14 protein-coding genes and 1 riboswitch are annotated in these 17,636 nt (G+C 48.0%); of the genes, 2 read left to right on the top strand and 12 right to left on the bottom strand.

Translation table 11 applies throughout. The features are described 5' to 3' along the window. Positions 1-49: 49 nt before the first annotated feature. Genes pelG through ACHA8N_RS17195 form a run of 5 tightly spaced genes read right to left on the bottom strand, consistent with a single transcriptional unit; the run spans position 50 to position 6,875 of the window. On the bottom strand, positions 50-1,510 hold the full coding sequence (pelG, locus tag ACHA8N_RS17215; protein ID WP_393966453.1) for an exopolysaccharide Pel transporter PelG: 1,461 nt from the start codon (positions 1,508-1,510) through the stop codon (positions 50-52). Further along, positions 1,491-2,909 (bottom strand): GT4 family glycosyltransferase PelF, encoded by a 1,419-nt coding sequence (gene pelF, locus ACHA8N_RS17210; protein ID WP_393966452.1) that lies wholly within the window; start codon positions 2,907-2,909, stop codon positions 1,491-1,493. The genes pelG and pelF overlap by 20 nt, the downstream gene beginning before the upstream one ends. Further along, positions 2,906-4,744 (bottom strand): DUF2194 domain-containing protein, encoded by a 1,839-nt coding sequence (locus tag ACHA8N_RS17205; protein WP_393966451.1) that lies wholly within the window; start codon positions 4,742-4,744, stop codon positions 2,906-2,908. Before ACHA8N_RS17205 ends, pelF begins: the two co-directional genes overlap by 4 nt. Further along, on the bottom strand, positions 4,741-5,652 hold the full coding sequence (locus tag ACHA8N_RS17200; protein WP_393966450.1) for a tetratricopeptide repeat protein: 912 nt from the start codon (positions 5,650-5,652) through the stop codon (positions 4,741-4,743). The genes ACHA8N_RS17205 and ACHA8N_RS17200 overlap by 4 nt, the downstream gene beginning before the upstream one ends. Continuing rightward, positions 5,652-6,875 carry a hypothetical protein gene (locus ACHA8N_RS17195; protein ID WP_393966449.1) on the bottom strand — a complete coding sequence of 408 codons (1,224 nt, stop codon included), beginning with the start codon at positions 6,873-6,875 and terminating at the stop codon, positions 5,652-5,654. Before ACHA8N_RS17195 ends, ACHA8N_RS17200 begins: the two co-directional genes overlap by 1 nt. Before the next feature lie 67 nt (positions 6,876-6,942). Beyond that, positions 6,943-7,027, top strand: a riboswitch (cyclic di-GMP riboswitch). A 106-nt stretch (positions 7,028-7,133) separates the two neighbouring features. On the opposite strand from ACHA8N_RS17195, the gene ACHA8N_RS17190 reads away from it, so the two are divergent. After that, the gene (locus tag ACHA8N_RS17190) at positions 7,134-7,925 is read left to right on the top strand and encodes a glycoside hydrolase family 191 protein (protein ID WP_393966448.1); all 792 of its coding nucleotides are present in this window, start codon (positions 7,134-7,136) and stop codon (positions 7,923-7,925) included. A gap of 229 nt (positions 7,926-8,154) precedes the next feature. Next, positions 8,155-9,204: a GGDEF domain-containing protein gene (locus tag ACHA8N_RS17185; protein ID WP_393966447.1), complete on the top strand. Its 1,050-nt coding sequence runs from the start codon at positions 8,155-8,157 to the stop codon at positions 9,202-9,204. A gap of 134 nt (positions 9,205-9,338) precedes the next feature. On the opposite strand, the gene ACHA8N_RS17180 is transcribed toward ACHA8N_RS17185, so the two are convergent. The 7 genes from ACHA8N_RS17180 to ACHA8N_RS17150 all read right to left on the bottom strand — a co-directional run bounded on the left by ACHA8N_RS17180 (position 9,339) and on the right by ACHA8N_RS17150 (position 17,628). Further along, positions 9,339-10,556 carry a J domain-containing protein gene (locus ACHA8N_RS17180; protein ID WP_393966446.1) on the bottom strand — a complete coding sequence of 406 codons (1,218 nt, stop codon included), beginning with the start codon at positions 10,554-10,556 and terminating at the stop codon, positions 9,339-9,341. A 29-nt stretch (positions 10,557-10,585) separates the two neighbouring features. Continuing rightward, the gene (locus ACHA8N_RS17175) at positions 10,586-12,331 is read right to left on the bottom strand and encodes a zinc ribbon domain-containing protein (protein ID WP_393966445.1); all 1,746 of its coding nucleotides are present in this window, start codon (positions 12,329-12,331) and stop codon (positions 10,586-10,588) included. Then, the gene (locus ACHA8N_RS17170) at positions 12,328-12,750 is read right to left on the bottom strand and encodes a zinc ribbon domain-containing protein (protein WP_393966444.1); all 423 of its coding nucleotides are present in this window, start codon (positions 12,748-12,750) and stop codon (positions 12,328-12,330) included. Before ACHA8N_RS17170 ends, ACHA8N_RS17175 begins: the two co-directional genes overlap by 4 nt. Before the next feature lie 16 nt (positions 12,751-12,766). Continuing rightward, positions 12,767-14,137, bottom strand: a complete 1,371-nt coding sequence (locus ACHA8N_RS17165) for a TcaA 3rd/4th domain-containing protein (protein WP_393966443.1) — start codon at positions 14,135-14,137, stop codon at positions 12,767-12,769. Between the two features lie 273 nt (positions 14,138-14,410). After that, a complete protein-coding gene (gene uhpT / locus ACHA8N_RS17160) occupies positions 14,411-15,823 on the bottom strand; it encodes a hexose-6-phosphate:phosphate antiporter (RefSeq protein WP_393966442.1) in 1,413 nt (470 codons plus the stop codon). 33 nt (positions 15,824-15,856) lie between these two features. Then, positions 15,857-16,852: an ABC transporter substrate-binding protein gene (locus tag ACHA8N_RS17155; RefSeq protein WP_393966441.1), complete on the bottom strand. Its 996-nt coding sequence runs from the start codon at positions 16,850-16,852 to the stop codon at positions 15,857-15,859. After that, the gene (locus tag ACHA8N_RS17150) at positions 16,852-17,628 is read right to left on the bottom strand and encodes a DUF3919 family protein (protein ID WP_393966440.1); all 777 of its coding nucleotides are present in this window, start codon (positions 17,626-17,628) and stop codon (positions 16,852-16,854) included. The genes ACHA8N_RS17155 and ACHA8N_RS17150 overlap by 1 nt, the downstream gene beginning before the upstream one ends. Positions 17,629-17,636: the final 8 nt, after the last annotated feature.

Here is a 17,636-nt window from a genome sequence, read left to right as displayed (position 1 = left end):
AAACCCGAAGGCTTTCCCTCAAAAGGGAAATACTTCGGGTTTTTGTCTGTCACGCACCAATCCGGTTCAAACGTTCTCCGACCCGGGTAAAGCGATTACTTTTAGGTGCACGCTCGATCCGGCAAAACGTATGATAATCAATTTCCGATACAAATTGAATTAATCGAATCAACGCATACGCAAATGTCATCGTTGAGCCTAACGCAAAGCTTAAGCCAAATCCTTCATAACCAAACGGAGCGATAATGAAGGCAAAGACACCATTCAAGAGGAAAAATAAGATGGACGTCACAGCCGCTCCCCGCTGATCCTCAAAGTAAAGCAGCAACAAGGTCAAGACGAGAACCATCGCATTGGAAAAAGCACCGACCGTCGTCATTTGAAAGATACTGATTGTGTCGCGCGACAGCTCCAAATAGCCGAGTAATGTCGAGGCAAAGACCAGAACGAATAAGGTAAACAATCCTTGATTTCGGAACAGTCGTTGTAGTTCCTGCTTTAAGACAAGCAACATCGCCGTTTTCGCTTTTTCGACTTGTTGCAACGTTCCGCCTTCATTGGCATACCCATAGAATACCCGGTATCGTTCATAAAAACGGGTTTCCACCGAGATGACGAAAATCGTCATGGTCGGAATCACGGTCAAATACGACAGGAAAATCGCCGTATCGTAAACCGGATGATACCGGAACGTTCCGAGGTGGGTCGCCCCGCCTTCCGAAAACCAGATGACCCAGTTCCCGATCCATACCCCGATATTGTATAAAAAGCTTGTCCAAAACAAAGCCGGATAGCGGTCAAAATAACTGAAGTAGGAAAACTGATCGTGTGTTCCGCGATCGGGAAACGTCAGCAGCATCGATGTAAATAATCCGAATAACGTCACGACCATACCGAGCGTAAATCCTGCCGTCAACGCCGTACTCGTCGCGAACGGAGCCGTCAGGTAGTCAAGGAAGAAACGGTCAATCACAAACACCGAGCCAATCGATATGACAGCACCAATCAAAAAGCTGTAGGCGACCGCTTGATAAAACTTCGCTGCACTTAAAAATAAAAAATGCACCCAAATCAAATTAATCGTGATGAACAAAATTAAAATCAATACGTTTAATAAAAACGGAAGCTTGGAAAAACTGAGGAACAGTAAATAAAGCAGTCCCGCAATCGTCAACGTCACTTTCGTCATGCCTAAAAAGGTCGGAAAAATATCTTCATAACGTTGTTCATAAAAACAATCGGCTAAATAGCGGGTCACGACTAATTGCTGAATGCCGAGAATGACCTGTGAAAAAATGAAGCTGTACGAAACCGTTAAATTAAACGTCGTCCGTTCTTCAAAGGAGGCAATCGAAAGATACGTCGTCAAAAATTGAGTCAAGGCGATCGTCGTGATGACAATCAGCCAAGGACCTGACGTAACGAGTCCCGCGAACGCATAGGCCTTCAAACGGGAGGAAAAATAATCTTCTTGAAATAACTTTTGTAGTTTAAATCCGATGCCCGCCATAAGTCAGACTCCTTTCTTCATACAACGCCCGATACTCCGAAATGAAGCGGTTTGTCTGGTAATAGGACAAGGCGCGCTGACGACCGTTGTCGCCGAGTTTTTTAGCTTCGTCCCGCTGGTTGTACATCCAGGCACACCGATCCGCAATCCGCCGTGGGTTGACGGGCGGCACGACGAATCCAGCCGGTCCGTACGGGTCATCTGCCCGACCATTGATCAGTTCGGAGCAGGCGCCGACGTCGGTTACAATCCATGGAACACCGGCCGCCATACCTTCCAGTACAGCAAGCGGCTGACCTTCTGAGATACTCGTCAACAGGCAGACGTCGAATCGTGGTAAATACGCACGGATATCGACTTTCCCGACGAGAAACACTTCTTTTTCCAATCCGAATTGCTGAATCAACGTCGTGCATTCTTCCGCATATTCTTCGTCCTCTTCGAGTGGTCCCATGATGGTGAGTTCAAATGGAATCCGCATCTCCTGCAGAATCTTAGCCGCATGGATCATCGTCTTGATGTCCTTGATCGGCACGACGCGGACGATGGCACCGATCCGGAGAACATCACCCGGTTCTGTTCTTTCTAACGCGCCCAGTCCCGTTGCATCGATCCCATTTGGAATGATTCGCAGCTTCTCAGGACGTGCCCCGAGCTCTTCCTGCAGTTCACTGTTTCGATCAAACAGCGTGATGACATCATGAGCTCCCCGGTACGCTTCGCGCGACAAATGGTGGAAAAAGCGGATCCAGTAAGAACGGTATTCGACTGGAATCCATGTCGCTTGCAACAGTTCTTCCTCGCGTTCCCGCGAATAGATCCCGTGTTCGGTCAATAAGAACGGAATGTCCTGACGTTGCCGCATCGCCGTCGCGACCAGTCCCGCATACCCCGTCGAGGCAGAATGGACCAGATCTACTTGTGGCATCTCGGCCTGCAGTAATTCAAGAACCGGCGAGTACATGCTGCGCCACATCCATAAATAGTCGATGAACGAACCGGTCTGTTGTTCTTCCCGGTAACTTTTTTTAACGAGTTCAAAAAAGAGCCGGCTCGAGAAAAAGTGTTCTGACGTCCCGACCGCCTGTTCAAAAATCGGAAAGACGGGTGTCTCGACTTCCTGGAACCGCATCCACTCCTGAATCAATGTTTCCTGCTCTTTGGATAACTCTTGTTTCGGTGCAGGTCGATCGTACTTTTGATTTAACGCCAAGTTCGTGACGCCCGTGACATTTGCCGGAAGCTTATATTTGTAGTCTTTTTCCGTCAGTGGTCCGGGTGTGATCGTGACGAGTTCAAATTGATGGTCTGACATTTGTTCAATCAGCATGTGAGCCCAGCTCGCTACGCCCCCGCTGACATACGGATAACTTCCTTCAAGGACTAAACCGATTTTCATAAGAGGGCCTCCTTGATCGGCAGACTGACACGTGCCTGCTTCAATTCGACTTCATACAACGTGCCGCTTTTTCCAAATGCCCGAACCGTTCCGTACGGGAAGTCACCGGTTTCGAGTTTTCCCTGTTGGACACGAACCAGCATTTTCGAAGGTGTCAGCATATTCTGACCGTTGATCTCAATCGTATCTTTCGTGTAGCTGACGTCAATCTCTGATTTCTGATACAGCACGTACTTTTGATACGCTTCGTATTGCGTCATGCTGTCGAGGAACGGATACGTTTGACGGACGGTCTTGAACATCGTTTCAAGTGATTTTTCCATCGTCGGCCAGCCTTTTCCTTTTGAACGGTTCTCGTCGAGCACATCATCCGGGTGGAGGAAGTGAGAGACGATGCCGAAGTTCGCGACAGCATCGGCAAGAACAAAGGCGTCTTCTTTTGATTCATTGTAGCCGCTTGAAATCCGCGGGAAGTTATAAAGATTTTGATGCGCCGGATCGGGTCCGAACTCCTGAATGTAACTTCCTTTTGAAGCATCACCCATGTAGAGGGAAGCGACGATCAAACCATCCGGGAACGATTCGTTTAAAATCGACAAGCCCGACTTGCTGATGATGTTCGAAGGCGGGACGTAACTGCGGATTTTCTCTTTCGGGAAGAAATAATCATGAGCCGCAATCGCACGTTTGATCGCACTCTTGACTTCTTTTTCGTCCTTCCACTTCATATAACCGAGATCCGGGCTCATCGTTTCGTCCGCCATGATCAGCGGCTGGTGATTAAATCCGTGGAGTCCGATTTCTCCGCCGGCTTTCAATAAGCCGCGTCCGAAATTCAGCATCGGGAACCGTAAGTTTTCAATCAGTTGTTCTGTCGAATCTTCTGTCGTGTCTTTATAACTGCCGATCAAAAATCCGGTGTAGATGACATCCTGTTCTTCTCCGACACGTTTCATATCCCGCCACCAGACGTCCTCGAAGAAATCTTTGATCGTCATGTCATAGTTTTTTTGAATGGCCGAACTCGAAGCTTCCGGAACCGGTGCCGGGAAGTCATCCAAGTGGGCGACTTTAACGCCGACCTGTTGGCTGACGAACGACGGGAACATGAGTGACAGCGATTGGAGCAGCATACCGCGGGAGCTTTCATCGAGTAAAGATGCCGTATTCCAAAACAGAACATTTCCTTTTCCGTACGGGGTGGTCCATAAAATCGGATGCTTTCCGGCTGTGATTTTGACATCGGCTGTCTTTTTCAACTGGACATCGATGATACTGTGAACAAACAGGTTCGACGATGTTGATAAGTCAATGTATCCCGGGAAAAGCTCTTCTTCGAACTTCAATCCTTTTACATTATCGATGAATGAGCCGAATTTCTCGACGCCAACCAAGTCCGCCCATTTTTGATCGGCGAAGCGACCGGCGATGTATAACTTACCGCCTTGATCGACAAAGTCACGAATTTTTTCATACGGCCAGTCCGCCGTATGTTCACCTGCCAGAATCAACACGGTGCGTTCCGACGGTTTGATGGTGGATAAGGCCTTTGTTGAGACATTCTCATAAGGAATCTTCGCATATTTCAAGGCATAGGAAACGTTTTGGATCGCACCTTTGGATAGCACGCTGTCATCTTGATGAATGTAGACGCGCATCTGCTCTCCCATCAGTTTTTCCCCGCTTCCCTGTTCGGTCTTAAATTCCTTGGTTGCCGTTTTTTCTGTCGGAATCAGACGATGTCCGTAATCCAGACGCAAAAACTGAACGACACCGATCGCAGCCAGTAAAATGGCAAACAGCACGATGAGGTATCCGTATATGTTTTTTTTCATTGTGCTCCCCCTTCCAGCCGTTCCAAAATAAATCGTTTTTCTTCCGGAATCTTTTCTTCCGGCACATGTGCCCGTAATTGATGCAGGATCGGTCGAATTTCACTCCAATCCCCTTGTGTGAAGTGGTACTCGATCAACGTCAAATAGCCGTCCGGTAACTCCGGATACTGTTCGATAAACGATGAAAAGTGCCGGACAGCGCGTGGCACGTCGCCTTCACGCAGTGCCAGCCTGCCGGATGTCTGCAAATATTCCGGGTCGGCTGAATACAGGACACTCATTTGTTCAAGTCCCCCCGCCAAGCGCAGGTTCAGCCGTTTTTTTCCTCCGTCATCCAGCAATCCGCTTTCTAAAAACGTCTCACATGCCGCGATGAACTGGTAATACGTTTCGACATGGAATGGATCCAGTTGTTCTTCCTTTTGCCGGACGGCTGCTTCGTACCGGTCAAATAAGGTATTTCGAACCGTCGCCGCATAGTGGACTGTTTCGGAATCGGTATGATCAAGCCCAACTTGAATGTACTTTCCGGCATCCGTCAAAGTCGTTGTCGTCAAGTGAACGATCGACTGTTTTCGTTTCGCCGCATCCATCTCCATTGCTTCTGCGATCGGAATCATCTCCATGCTTTCCGTAGCTTGTTGTTGAACGCCTTCTAAATTGATGACATTAAATTGTACATAATCATCATAATCAAGCAGTGTCTGGGACGATGCGTAACGTCGTGCAAGCAAAAGAGCGACGACACTGAATAGTTCACCAATCAATGGAAGAAAGACGCTGATTAGACAGATAAACGTCAATACACCTTTCTGTTCATCCGACAGACGAAGACGAAGCACACGGTAAATCAAATAGACGACAATCAGGTGAATGAGAAAAAATAAGGCGATGAGAACCGAGCTCATTACGAAATTCCTCCTTTACGAAGAAAGACGTCCCGGATCCGTTCTTTAAACCGTTGCGCGTATTCTTCCGGTGTTCCGGGTAATAAGAAGTGAAGCGTACGTGTTTCCTCATCAAATCCAATCAAATCGATTTCCCGCATCGATTGACGGAGGATCAATTCCATCTCGATCAGAGATAATGGGACATCAGCGACCGGCATCTGGATCATACTGTACGGCTGACCGTAATGTTGCAGACGATATTCCTGATATTGAATCTTCTCATTAAAGTGATGCAACTGATAGATATGCGTTCCTTCGATCAATTCATGACGTGTTTCGTTCCATTCCATCAACATCGCTTTTTCAATCCGTGAGCCGGTCCAGTCTAAAATCAATTGCATGACGTTCATCTCGTATGTCGTCAAACGGTTAAAGTCAATTTCCTGCACGACCAGCACTTCTTGGATTTTTCCATCGTATTGGATCGGAGCGATCAACAGCGGCACATCAAATTCATCTGCTGTCCGGATGGCAATGGCTTTTTGTTTGAACATGCGTTGATAGATGTTACTTTCCGGATCAATGAACAACGTCTGCGGCAATTTTTCCTTGTCGCCGAACCGGACGTGAAGACGTAATGTCCGGCGTGAAGCATCGACATGGTAGATCGCGAGATGCTTGGCTTTGAACGATTGCTCAAAGGTACTGACGAGTTTGTCCCGTACGATATCGGCGACGGACTGATCCAAGTCCGTACCGATTTTATAGATTTTCGTTAACGTATGGTTCGAATCCAGTAATTTTTTTTGCATCGTGTCCTGCGCAAGACGCAGAGCTTCGAGCGTCTCAAGCAAACGTGTATTTTCCTCCGTGACCTCTTCCTGACGGAGTCGAAGCGACAGATAACGTTCTTGGAACGAGGTGCTGAACATACCAGCTGTGACGGCAACGAGGAAGTGGAAGACGATCCACATCAACTCTTGTTGGTCGTACAGAAAAAGAAGAATATCGGATCCCTCGACAGCTAAAAATAATAGATGATAGCCGAGCGTGAAAAGGAAGCTGACAAAGGAACCGAGCAGTCCGTAGCGAAGAGAAAAGAGTAAAATATAAAAAATCAGCGGGTCAATTATCCATTTTGAGATAGAAAGACTAAACATATAGTCAAGTAGACCGATAATAAGAATACTAACGATCATTTCTATCCATTTTATCGAGTTTCGATGTTGGGTATAAATCATGTTTCATCACTCCTTTTAGATTAGGTAAAGCGGATTCGTGAATGCATCGGAAGTAACTACAACTAAATATCGAGAAGGGCAAACTTACTGAAAGGTAAGGGCGCAAAGACATGGGTCGTCGATCTTCGGATACCGATCGCCAGTCTGCAATGCCGCAGCCGCTCTCTGATAATTAATCAGGAGGCTATTAACATGGGTATTATCTCACTTAAACAGGTGACGTCTTTTTTGTGCATTCTTTTATTAGGAGTGTTATTGATGACACCACTTACTGGCAAAGCGCAACAGAACAATCCGCTCGACGCTGCAAAGACGTATAAAGTGTATTATGATGCACCGTCCGCAGCTAAAATCAAGAAAATGCAACAATACGATGTCATGATCATCGAGCCTGTTTTTTACACACCGGCACAAATCAAGGAAATCAAAAAGAACGGTACGAAGGTGTACGGCTACATCAACACGATGGAAGCAGACAACTGGAACGTCGACTTAATGAACAAACTGAAAGAATCAGACTTTTTCCATCGTGATGGTCAACGAATCCACTATGCAGAATGGGATTCGTATTTGACAGACATCACATCGGCACACTACCAAACGGTCTTGATGCAGGAAATCGAAAAGCAAATCGTCGTGAAGGGTTTGGATGGTGTTTTCCTTGATACAGTAGGAAACATTGATAACGAACACTCAGGGCAACCTCAGATTCTGGAACAACAGCAAGTCGGCATGACGAAATTCCTCAAATCCGTTAAAGTAAAACATCCTGCACTTTCATTGATTCAAAACTGGGGATTTGGAACGTTGAAATACCATACCTATCCATACGTGGATGGCATCATGTGGGAAAATTTCAACTACTCAAGCGTCGCCAATGATCAATGGTCAAAAGACCGGATGACTGACCTTCAAAAATTAAGTCAAACACAAGATATCAAGACATTGACGATTTCTTCGGTGCAAGGCGCTAAAAGTGCTGCATATGCACAAAAAAATGGGTTCCTTCATTTGAAATCAAACGCTGATCTTGATTACAATAAATTTTAACCTGCTTGTAACATAATTGCATATTTCCACATTAAATTCCATTATTTCTGAGTATGAAATGAATAAACTTTAAAAAGAGCACAGGTTTTCCTGAGAAGTTCAGGAGATCCTGTGCTTTTCTGATTTCCCATAAAACTAGTAGGTCAAATACCGATATACAATATTTGACACATTAACAATTTAACTATATATTTTAGGAAAGAATTTATATAGATTGGATGACAACATTATGTTCTATACATCATTTATGATTTTCTGCACCGTTTTCACATCCATCTACGTGCTCACGAAAATATATTACGGGAGCACCTGTCAGTCGAATACGTCGCGTGATGTCGGACTCGGGATTTTATTTGGCGGAATCAGTGTTCTTTTACTGGATTACGGAACGAGTGCACTTCAACCGCTTGCTTATATGCCATTTGTTTTACTCGTATTCGTTGGAGCACGTGTTCCGACCTATATCGCCGTCTCTTTTGTGTCGGCGTATTTAATTGCGGTCGCACATCCCCTGTCATTTCTTCCATTGATTGCTGTGCTTTTATATGATTTGTTTCAAGTACGGGGACGGATTCAGCACTCCCTCCTCGCCCATGTCCTGACGTTAAACGGGTTCGGTCTGCTGATCCTGCTGACGATGGCGCGGTACGTGGATGGAAGTATGCGGACGTCACTCACCGATTCACTTCAACAGATGCTCCTGCCGGTTCTATTCACGACGCTCTCTTTTCTCTACTTGATGAGCGAGCGGCAAGGTCGTCTCGTCCGACTGAACGCCTATCAGCACTTGGCAGAACGCGACACATTGACCGGTCTGCCGAATCGGTATGCTTGGGAACTTCAGGCGGAACGCATGGCGAAACAGGCGAGCGTCTATCATCTGCTGACACTGGACCTCGATCAGTTCAAACAAGTCAACGACCGGTACGGTCATTTAAACGGCGATGCCGTGCTCGAACAATTTTCGATGATTCTCGAACAGAATACCCGTCAGGCGGACATCGTCGCCCGGATGGGAGGCGAAGAGTTCTCCGTCCTTCTGACGGACCTGCCGACTGAACAGGTGTGGCAAATTGCCGAGCGGATTCGCTCTGAAGTGGAACAGCATACGTTCCGTCTGCTCGACGGCTCTTCGATCCATGTCACGACATCGATTGGTCTGTCGTCCGGAAAACAGGATATTCCTGTCCAACACTCGATGGAGTTGTCGGATAAAGCCTTGTATCAGGCAAAACGGTCCGGTCGCAATCTTGTCCGGATCGCAAGTCATCTGTTGTAACACGAAAAATGTCCTTTCACTTCTTTAGCCAGAGGTGAAAGGACATTTTTATTGTGCAATCGGATTATGTCTACTCGACCATCCGTTTTTGAATGACATTGACAAGTTACACTTCAAGTAAGACCGATTTCCTATCAATACGTAGTCGTATCTCCTTTAGTGAAGCGAGTCAGCTTTTTCGCGCCTGTAATGAACCATTGTTCCTGATCCAAATCGTATTTCAGATAGTACGTGAACGGAATATCTTCGCCCGGATCCTCTTCGACCAATGAGTCGTCCTCATCGCGATAATACGAGCCGTTATAATAAGACAGGGCTTCGACACTCGCCGTCAAATCCGTCGCCACTTCACTGACACGGAGGGAAGCCGGGGAATATTCAAGCGAGTCGAAATCGCCTTCCCAGTAAATCCCCTTTTTGTCGAGATTCGCGTAGTATGCTTTTTGTTTCGCTAGATAGTCAGCATTCGTGTACAGACTAAATGCGGAGACGTCTTTGTTCTCGTACGCTGTTTCCCACTGCATCGCATGTTGTTCAATCGTACGCAAGATATCGTCTTTGACCGACTCTTGAACTGTCATCCCGCGTCCTTCTGCTGAATCAGACACGACGGATCGTTCACTGACGAACCAGTCGCCTCCCGACTTGACGAGACTGAGCTTCCAGACGATCGTACTGCCGTCCGGACGCTCGTGAAGATACGGTTGGTACGAGCGGGACGAATACTCGACCGTCGCCGTCACCGTCGCCGTATCGCCTTTGATAGCGATATCACTTTCCGGAATGTCAGCCATCGTCAGTCCCCCGTCAAAAATGTATCCGCCTGTGTTCAGATCGTTTAAGCTCGACTGGAAGTTCTCGTTGTAACGATTGGTACTGACAGACAGACCTTTTACCGTTTTTTGAGTCAACGCATCTTCGAGTTCCCGGAAAAAGATTCCTGCGATGTCGCGTACGGCTTCGTAGTCGGCTTCTGAGACATCCACTTTTTTAGGAGCATCAGAAGAATCTGCCTTTTTCTTCGGTTCTTCCACTTTCGTCTCTTCCCCGATGACAAAGGACGTACTTTTTTTCGTCTCTTTTACGGCTTTTGTCGCCGGCTCATCTTGACTCCAGTAGTAATATCCGCCGCCTCCGGCTCCGAGAAGAACAAGCAACAAGACGAGTCCGACACCACGTTTATTCCGCTTTTGTTTTTGCTTTTTCTCATATTTGATGACGACATATGCCCGTTCAATCTCGGTCCGTTCTTCCGAATCTTCCGGATGTGCGGCGAGTTTGTCGGCATAGGCCTGTTCCAGTTCTTTTACGCTCGATGTTCGTGATATGCCTAACCGTTCATATGGATCCATTCCTGTACCTCCTGCGATTGTTTTTTCACTCACCGGTTCGTTCCTTTAAACGACCGGAAAAAGTATCCGGCAAGTGCACCTGCAAACGGGAAGACGAACAGCAGGAAGATGTTAAAGAACGTCAAAGCGGATACCGAAATCCCGATCATAACTTCCTCATCCCACGTCACGTTTAATGCCGTTTGTGTAAAGTAAGCAAACAACAGGCTGCAGGCAGCAAACGCTCCCGCATAGACAGTGGTTTCGCGAATCGTATGAATCCAGCGGAACGAAATGATTCCATGAAACAGGAACATGACGAGTAAGAAAACGATACCGAAAGGCGCGACACTCGTCTGCGTCATCTCTTCCAAATCATCATAAGAAGCAAGATCCGCGAGTTGCGCCATCCGGACGAAGACGCCGATGTCGAGCGTTTCATCGAATTGCTCGATTTTCGGACTAAGATTCGGCGCCCGTCCTTCTTCGATTTGATTCTCCATTACACCGCCAACTACATCCAGATTGGATGCTTCCATCGCACCGGCGATCGAGTCCTGCACATCGCTTAAACGGTCTTCTCCATACAAGGCGGTTCCGATTTTATATTGTTGTGTCAAAACGGTCATCGTCATGTCGACTTGTCCCGCCTGTGATAACGCATAAAATGGTGAGGCACCGCTCATCAGGAGAACACTCGCCGGGTTATCGAGGGATACACCGGCAAAGCGGCTTTGATTCGCTTCGTCCGATTGATTGATATATGCAATCTGCCCGACTGTACTGATTAACAGAGCGATCACGTAGACGCTGACCATCGCCAAGGCACCAATCCGTGCAACCCGTCCGTATCCTGCCGATCCTTTTTGGAACAGCCACAGGAATAACAATGTGCCGGCTCCTGAAAGAAGGAAGGTCTGTATCATGCCTTTAACTAAATGAAGGTCAAAGATTCCAAAATCCGTCGCAATGAGTCCGATGAACAGTGTCAGGACCGCGAGTGTCACAGCGAAGGCAAGCGCCCGTTCAATCCGTTCGTTCCACGACAAGGCTTTCCCGCCGGTCACGCCTCCACGCTCGAGCAACCAGGCACTGCCGATGAGTAACAACAGACCCGGCAGTGATAAAAAGCCGTGTCCTGAAGAAAGATGAAAGTCGAGATGTGTTGCTGCATTTTGAATTTCTCCAAAATACCTTGAGTCCCCGCCTGTAATTTCAGAAGCGAGCTTCGCTTTCAAATCATCGTTCGACGTCAGTCCGACACCCGACAGGACAAGGTAGGCGATGAAGAACAGTAAACCGAATGTACTGTAATCGGCTCCGATTTGACGCTGAGCTTCCTCAAGCGATTCAAAAAGTGGATTACCGTCCGCAAGACCAAGACCGACGAATAACAGGACGAATAACGCCGCTAAAAACATCAAAGCGGTCGTCACGCCGACCAGAAGGTTCGGATTTCGAAACGAAAGATCATGTCCCGATAACAATTGGCGTCCTGTTTGTTTCCAGGAACCCTGATTTCCCCAGTCCGGTGTTTTAAATTTCTTTCGGAGGTCGTCCATTCCGGGCAACCGGTCGGCAATCGAACCTTCTGACGTCGCCGCGACGAGGCGGGAATGTCCGCAGTTCGGACAATACGAGGCCTGTTTATTCAGCTGTTCACCGCAGCCGACACAAAAGGCTGCGGCTTGTTCAAAACGGACCGGTCGGACTTGCTGATCAAGCACCGTCCCGTCCACCGTACAATATTGTTCATGTGGTGCATGCTCACGTCCGCAGGTAGAACAATACTTCATAGACGCGACCTCATTTCAGAGCCGCAGCACGTACAAAACGCCTGTTCCGGCCGTTGCGGTGTATGACATGTCGCACAGGGCGTCTTCATTTCATCCGTTTCACGCGGTACGGACGTTCCGCATTTCCCGCAAAATTTCGCTCCCGGCTCGAGCGGTGTCCGGCAAGACGCACATTGTTTTTGTGCGGCTTCGACTTCCATCTCGTTGATGCGTGAGAGCGCGCCGTAGATCAGGATATCCTGCTCGAGTACCGATTCGATTTCCGGACGATGTCCTTCATTCCGCAGTTTCATATAATGCCGCTCTCCCATTTCATACAGGAGACGTCCCTTTTCCCGTCGTGCCTGTTCTGCTTGATCGAGTAGCTCGCGTGTGCTTAATCCTTGAAAACGTGTTTTGACCGTTTGCCATTCTGTCATCATATAACCCCCACTATCATTTAATGTTGACTGCCTGTTGAATCCGGAACGATTCACTCATTTCACTGTACGTAAAGAGATAACGGAAGACAGACTTCGATGTCGATGCCCCCGTGAACTCACTGCCGTCGGTCGCAAGTTCTCCGCGGATGTACGTCGTCGCTAAAATCTCGATCCCGGTCTCCCCTCCGTAGTCGACGAACGTCGCCGAAGTACGGTCGACCGATGTGTTCAAGACTTCGCCGTACCAGCTCTTGCCGCTCCGGCTCCAGGACTGATAGTTCTTCTCCTGTTTTGCCAGATACGCCGCGTCATCGACGAGTGTGAAGGACGAAGTATCCTGTGATTCCGCTGCCTCGACCCAGTCGGAAGCATGCTCATCAACGGCACTTTCGATTTGATCGATTGTCGCAGCCGACGGTTCAAACGTAAAGGCAGCTGTTTTCGTATCGGGTTTGACGAGAACTTCTTTTGAAGTCTCTTCGCCCCACGGGAACATGTTTGTTAACGAGAGGACCGTTCCTTTTTTCGGGACGGGACCGTACGTCTTCAAGTCGGATACCGTTTCTCCGGTCGATTCGCCGTCTGCGATCAATTCACCATCCGGGTATGTCTGATCCAATTTGACGGCTTTTCCTTTTAATTCGATTTCGAACGTCCGGTCATCAGCATCGAGAATCAACGGATTGATGGTGACTTCGTCCGCATCTTTTCCGTATTCCCCGTCATACTCGACTTTTGCGTCTGTCAATCCCGGATACATCCCGTCAATCAGGATCCCGTCATCCGATGCCTTGCTCGTCTCGGTTCCGATTGGATTCAACAACGTGACTTTTGTTCCTTCGAAGTTACTGACGACTTCTGTTTTGACGCCGGATAAACGAAGACGGTAGTCCTCGAAGATTCCGTATTGGCGTCCTGATTGGACGACTTGTGCGGGTACAAGGCTTTTGTTTTTCGATTGAATCGATGCACCGGCTAATAATAAATAATCCATGAGGGCTTCTTCTTGTTTCGGTGCCTCTTTCAATGCTTTCAAAAAACGTTCCGCCTGTTTCGAATCCACCAATTGGTCATTGAATTCGAGATGTCCGGCTAATTCCGTCGCGTCATTCGTCCGGATTGCTTCCCGGATGTCTTTCATCTTCGCTTCCAGCGTAAAGAACTGTGTAGCAAGACCGTAATAGGCACCTCCGGCTAATAACAGTACAATCAGTGCCAAAAGGAGTCCTTTTCTAGTTTTTGTTCCCTTTTCTTTCGTGACGACTCCGCGTAACGGTTCCCGTTCTACCGGCGGATCCGGTTGAAACGATGCGAGTGCGTTTCCACAACTCGGACAAAATTTTAATCCTTTACGGGCAGCATCAGCACAGTGTTCACATCCCATATGTCAGCCTCCTTCTCAAAGTAAAATCAGAATTTTTACAGTAAAAAATATCCATAGAAAATATTAGCACGATAATGTTTCTTTTACCATTTATATTTTGAACACTGAAAAATGGAGCTGACTCAAAAAGGAACCACTCTTCCTTTAACACGCTTTTTCCTGCAAAAGTCGTGTGAAACGAGTGGTTCCTCTTGAACGAAACGAGGGTGGCAGAAGTACAATCTGCCACCCTCGTCTTTGTAGAGATTGACTTTCGAGTCAGCCCCATGATTTTCAAGAACTTAATTTTTCCTTTGTCTGTTTTTCGAGCAACCCGAGCCGGCGAATCTTTTTCTCCTCGACGACTGCGACAATCGCAAGCGCGATGACACCGAAGATGAGAGCGGCGTTAAAGACGATGAACGTATCACTCCACCCGTGAAGGGTCAGAGAGCCGATCGTCAGCCCGTTTGTTTCAGGATCCGCGATTTTTGCGAGACCTACTTTTGCGATCGAGTCGCCAAACAGGTATCCGAATGTGCCGACCATCCCGTTTGTGACCGTCGTCGCCTGCTTCGGTGCAAAGCTGATGACGGATACACCAATCAGCAACTGTGGACCGTAAATCAATGCACCGAGTGCAAATAATGAAGCATAGATCATCGTTTCACTCGTACCATACCGGTATCCGAGAACGGCGACTGCCGTCAGAAGCAGACAAATCGTCGCGACGAGCACCCGGCGTCCTTTGAGTAAATCGGAAACATATCCCCAAATCATACTGCCGCAAAGTGCCCCGATTTCAAAGAAGAAGATCGTATTGACGGCACTTTCCGTACTGAAGTGAAGATGCTCCGTCACGTACAACGGTGCCCAGTTGTCGATTCCGATCCGGACGATGTAAACGAAGACGTTCGCGATGCACAATGTCCAAATCCACGGATTCGAAATGACATAGGTTCTGAAGACTTGCCACTTCGTCATTTTTTCAGCTGCCAGGTTTTCCGGTTCAATCGGTTCATCAAAAATTTCCTCACTTCGATTCCATCCGAGCTCTTCCGGATCATCCTTTCCGATGAAGAGTCCGACAATCCCGATGACCAATGCGATCACTGCCGGGAAAATGAACATCCCGACGACACTGCCGTTAAAGAAGACGTTCGCTCCCCAAAGCGCCAAGCCTCCGGCAATCGCACCGCCGATGTTATGCGAGACGTTCCAAAAACCAAGGTACCGTCCGCGTTTCTCAAACGGTGTCCAGCGTGCAATCGTCGAATAGGACGAAGGTCCCCCGACCGATTGGAAGAATCCGCTCATCCCCCATAAGACCATCAAGAGACCGACGGGACTTCCTCCGGCACTCATCAACATCCCCATGGCTGTCACGATCAAAGAAGATAAAATCAATAAGAACGAGATGACGCGTTTCGTGTTTTTCCCGTCGACGAAATAGCCGAGTAATGTCTTACCGATTCCGTACGTGATCGAAAACGCGAATCCGATATACCCGAGTTCCGTCGTCGTGAAGCCGAGTTCTTCTTTTAGAAGCGGTTGTGCCGCTTTAAAGTTATTGCGAATCAGATACATCGCCATGTAAGAAAAGAAGACGACTAAAAATGCTTTTAAAAATTGCTGTAACCATTGTTTGCGCTGGACCTCAATCGGTATTCCGGCATTTGGTAGTTTTTTGATGCTGAAGAACCCCATGTGTTTTCCCCCGTTTTGGTTCGATTCTTCGCATCATTTGTCATAGAGTCGGTTAAACCGCTGGAGATAGTCCTTATAATCAGAAACGATGTCTTGCCCGACACTTCGTTTGATCGGTTTGACTTGCGAGACGGCATAGGTCGGTGTTCCAAACGAGACTTTTCGCAAGATATCCTGTCCGTCACTCGATAAGACATACCGCATGAAGTCGTTCGACACGTTTTGTTGATTTCGATTTTTAAGCTTTGAAATCGCATTAATCGAATACGTATCGAGCGGAATGCTTTTAATCGGATAAGATTTTTCGCGGAGTGACTGCTGATCGCCGATGAAGTTGACCCCGAGCATCGCTTCGCCGCTCGCGACATACGAGACAGGCGCAAATCCGTTTGCCGTAAACAGACGGGTCTGACGAATCAGCCGCCGGAGCATATCGTCCCCCGATGCTCCGTACTTTTCGAAAACGGCCTGTAAAATCGTTGCTCCGGTCCCCGAATGGTTCGGATCAGGCAAAATCAGTTCATCGCGATATAAGTCATTCGTCAAATCAGCCAGTGTCACCGGATACGGCACCTGTTGACCGATGCGCTCTTTCCACAACACTGTGTTGACGACAATCGCGAGACGCTCGACCTCATAACCAATCCAGTAGCGGTCCGGATCCTGTAACCCGTCTTCTTGCGAAAGCTTGGCGGGAAACGGTGTCGATAAATGCCGTTTCTTTAATGTCTGATGGGCATCCCATGTTCCGCCGATGACGAGATCCGCCCGTGGATGATCGGCCTCTTCCGTCACACGCCGCACCAATTCTTCCGTTGACAGGCGGACGAATTCATACGTACATCCTTTCGTCTCACAATAGGACGATAACAGCGCACGACCGATATCTTCCTTTGCTGCGACGTAAGCCGTCAAATGCGGTGTCGTCTGCCGTGCCATCGTCCCCTGTTTCGTTTCTTGATTATTTCGGACAATTCCGATACTCATGATACAAATGATACTCAGCAAGAAGATCATCCGTTTGTTCATCAACGCTCTGCCTCCTTCGACTTTACAGAAAGCATGCCTTTGAGATAAAAGGTATTTCCGTTATCATCGTCCATGTACTGCACACTAAACAATGTGTCATGAATGGTCAGGTTCATCAATTGATCCCGTTTTCCCGATTCTTGTCCGAAACGGGCGATCTGGAGCACACGCCGCGTGTCGCTGTCATCGAGAATGCGTCCGACTTCCTCATAATCCGTCATCGGTTCCGCTTTTTCGATTTGGCGTTGCAACGTCCGTTGCTCCTCCCGCGTCAACTCACGCGAACGTCCCGCTTCAAACAGTGTCACTTTTTCAGCTTGACCGAGTTGCTTGGCCAACTGTCCCGGCGTATGATACGCATTCAAGAGACGGGCTTTTAACATCGCCGTCTGACTGACCGGTTGCGTCGCTACACAACGTCCGTTCAGTGTCATGTGTTCTCCGAGAGTAAAGGACCACGTCGTCCCGTTCAAGAACCGGAGTGTTCCCGTAAAAGTCGTTTGACCTGCCGGGCAATCCCGTTTTGCCGTCGTCTTCATTTGCTTCAAAAGACGGGTGATCCGTTCGACTTCACTTCCGTCCTCGATTCGTTGTTCGCCCCAGGAACGGTGTGTTACGACCAGTTCTGTCGGAATCGAACTGTCCGATTGATTCCGGATGTCTGTTTCGTCTTCGATGACATGGAGTCGACCGAAGACGGTCTGCTGAAGTAAAAGAAGACCGAGGGCAAATAAGATCCCCATCAACAGGAGGTACGTCAACGTTGAAGCTTTCATGGTTCATC

Origin of the sequence: Exiguobacterium sp. S22-S28 (genome assembly GCF_043359615.1) — a bacterium.
Classification (GTDB): domain Bacteria; phylum Bacillota; class Bacilli; order Exiguobacteriales; family Exiguobacteriaceae; genus Exiguobacterium_A.
Note: the sequence above shows the minus strand (reverse complement) of the source record. Positions and strands in the feature narration are given on the sequence as shown.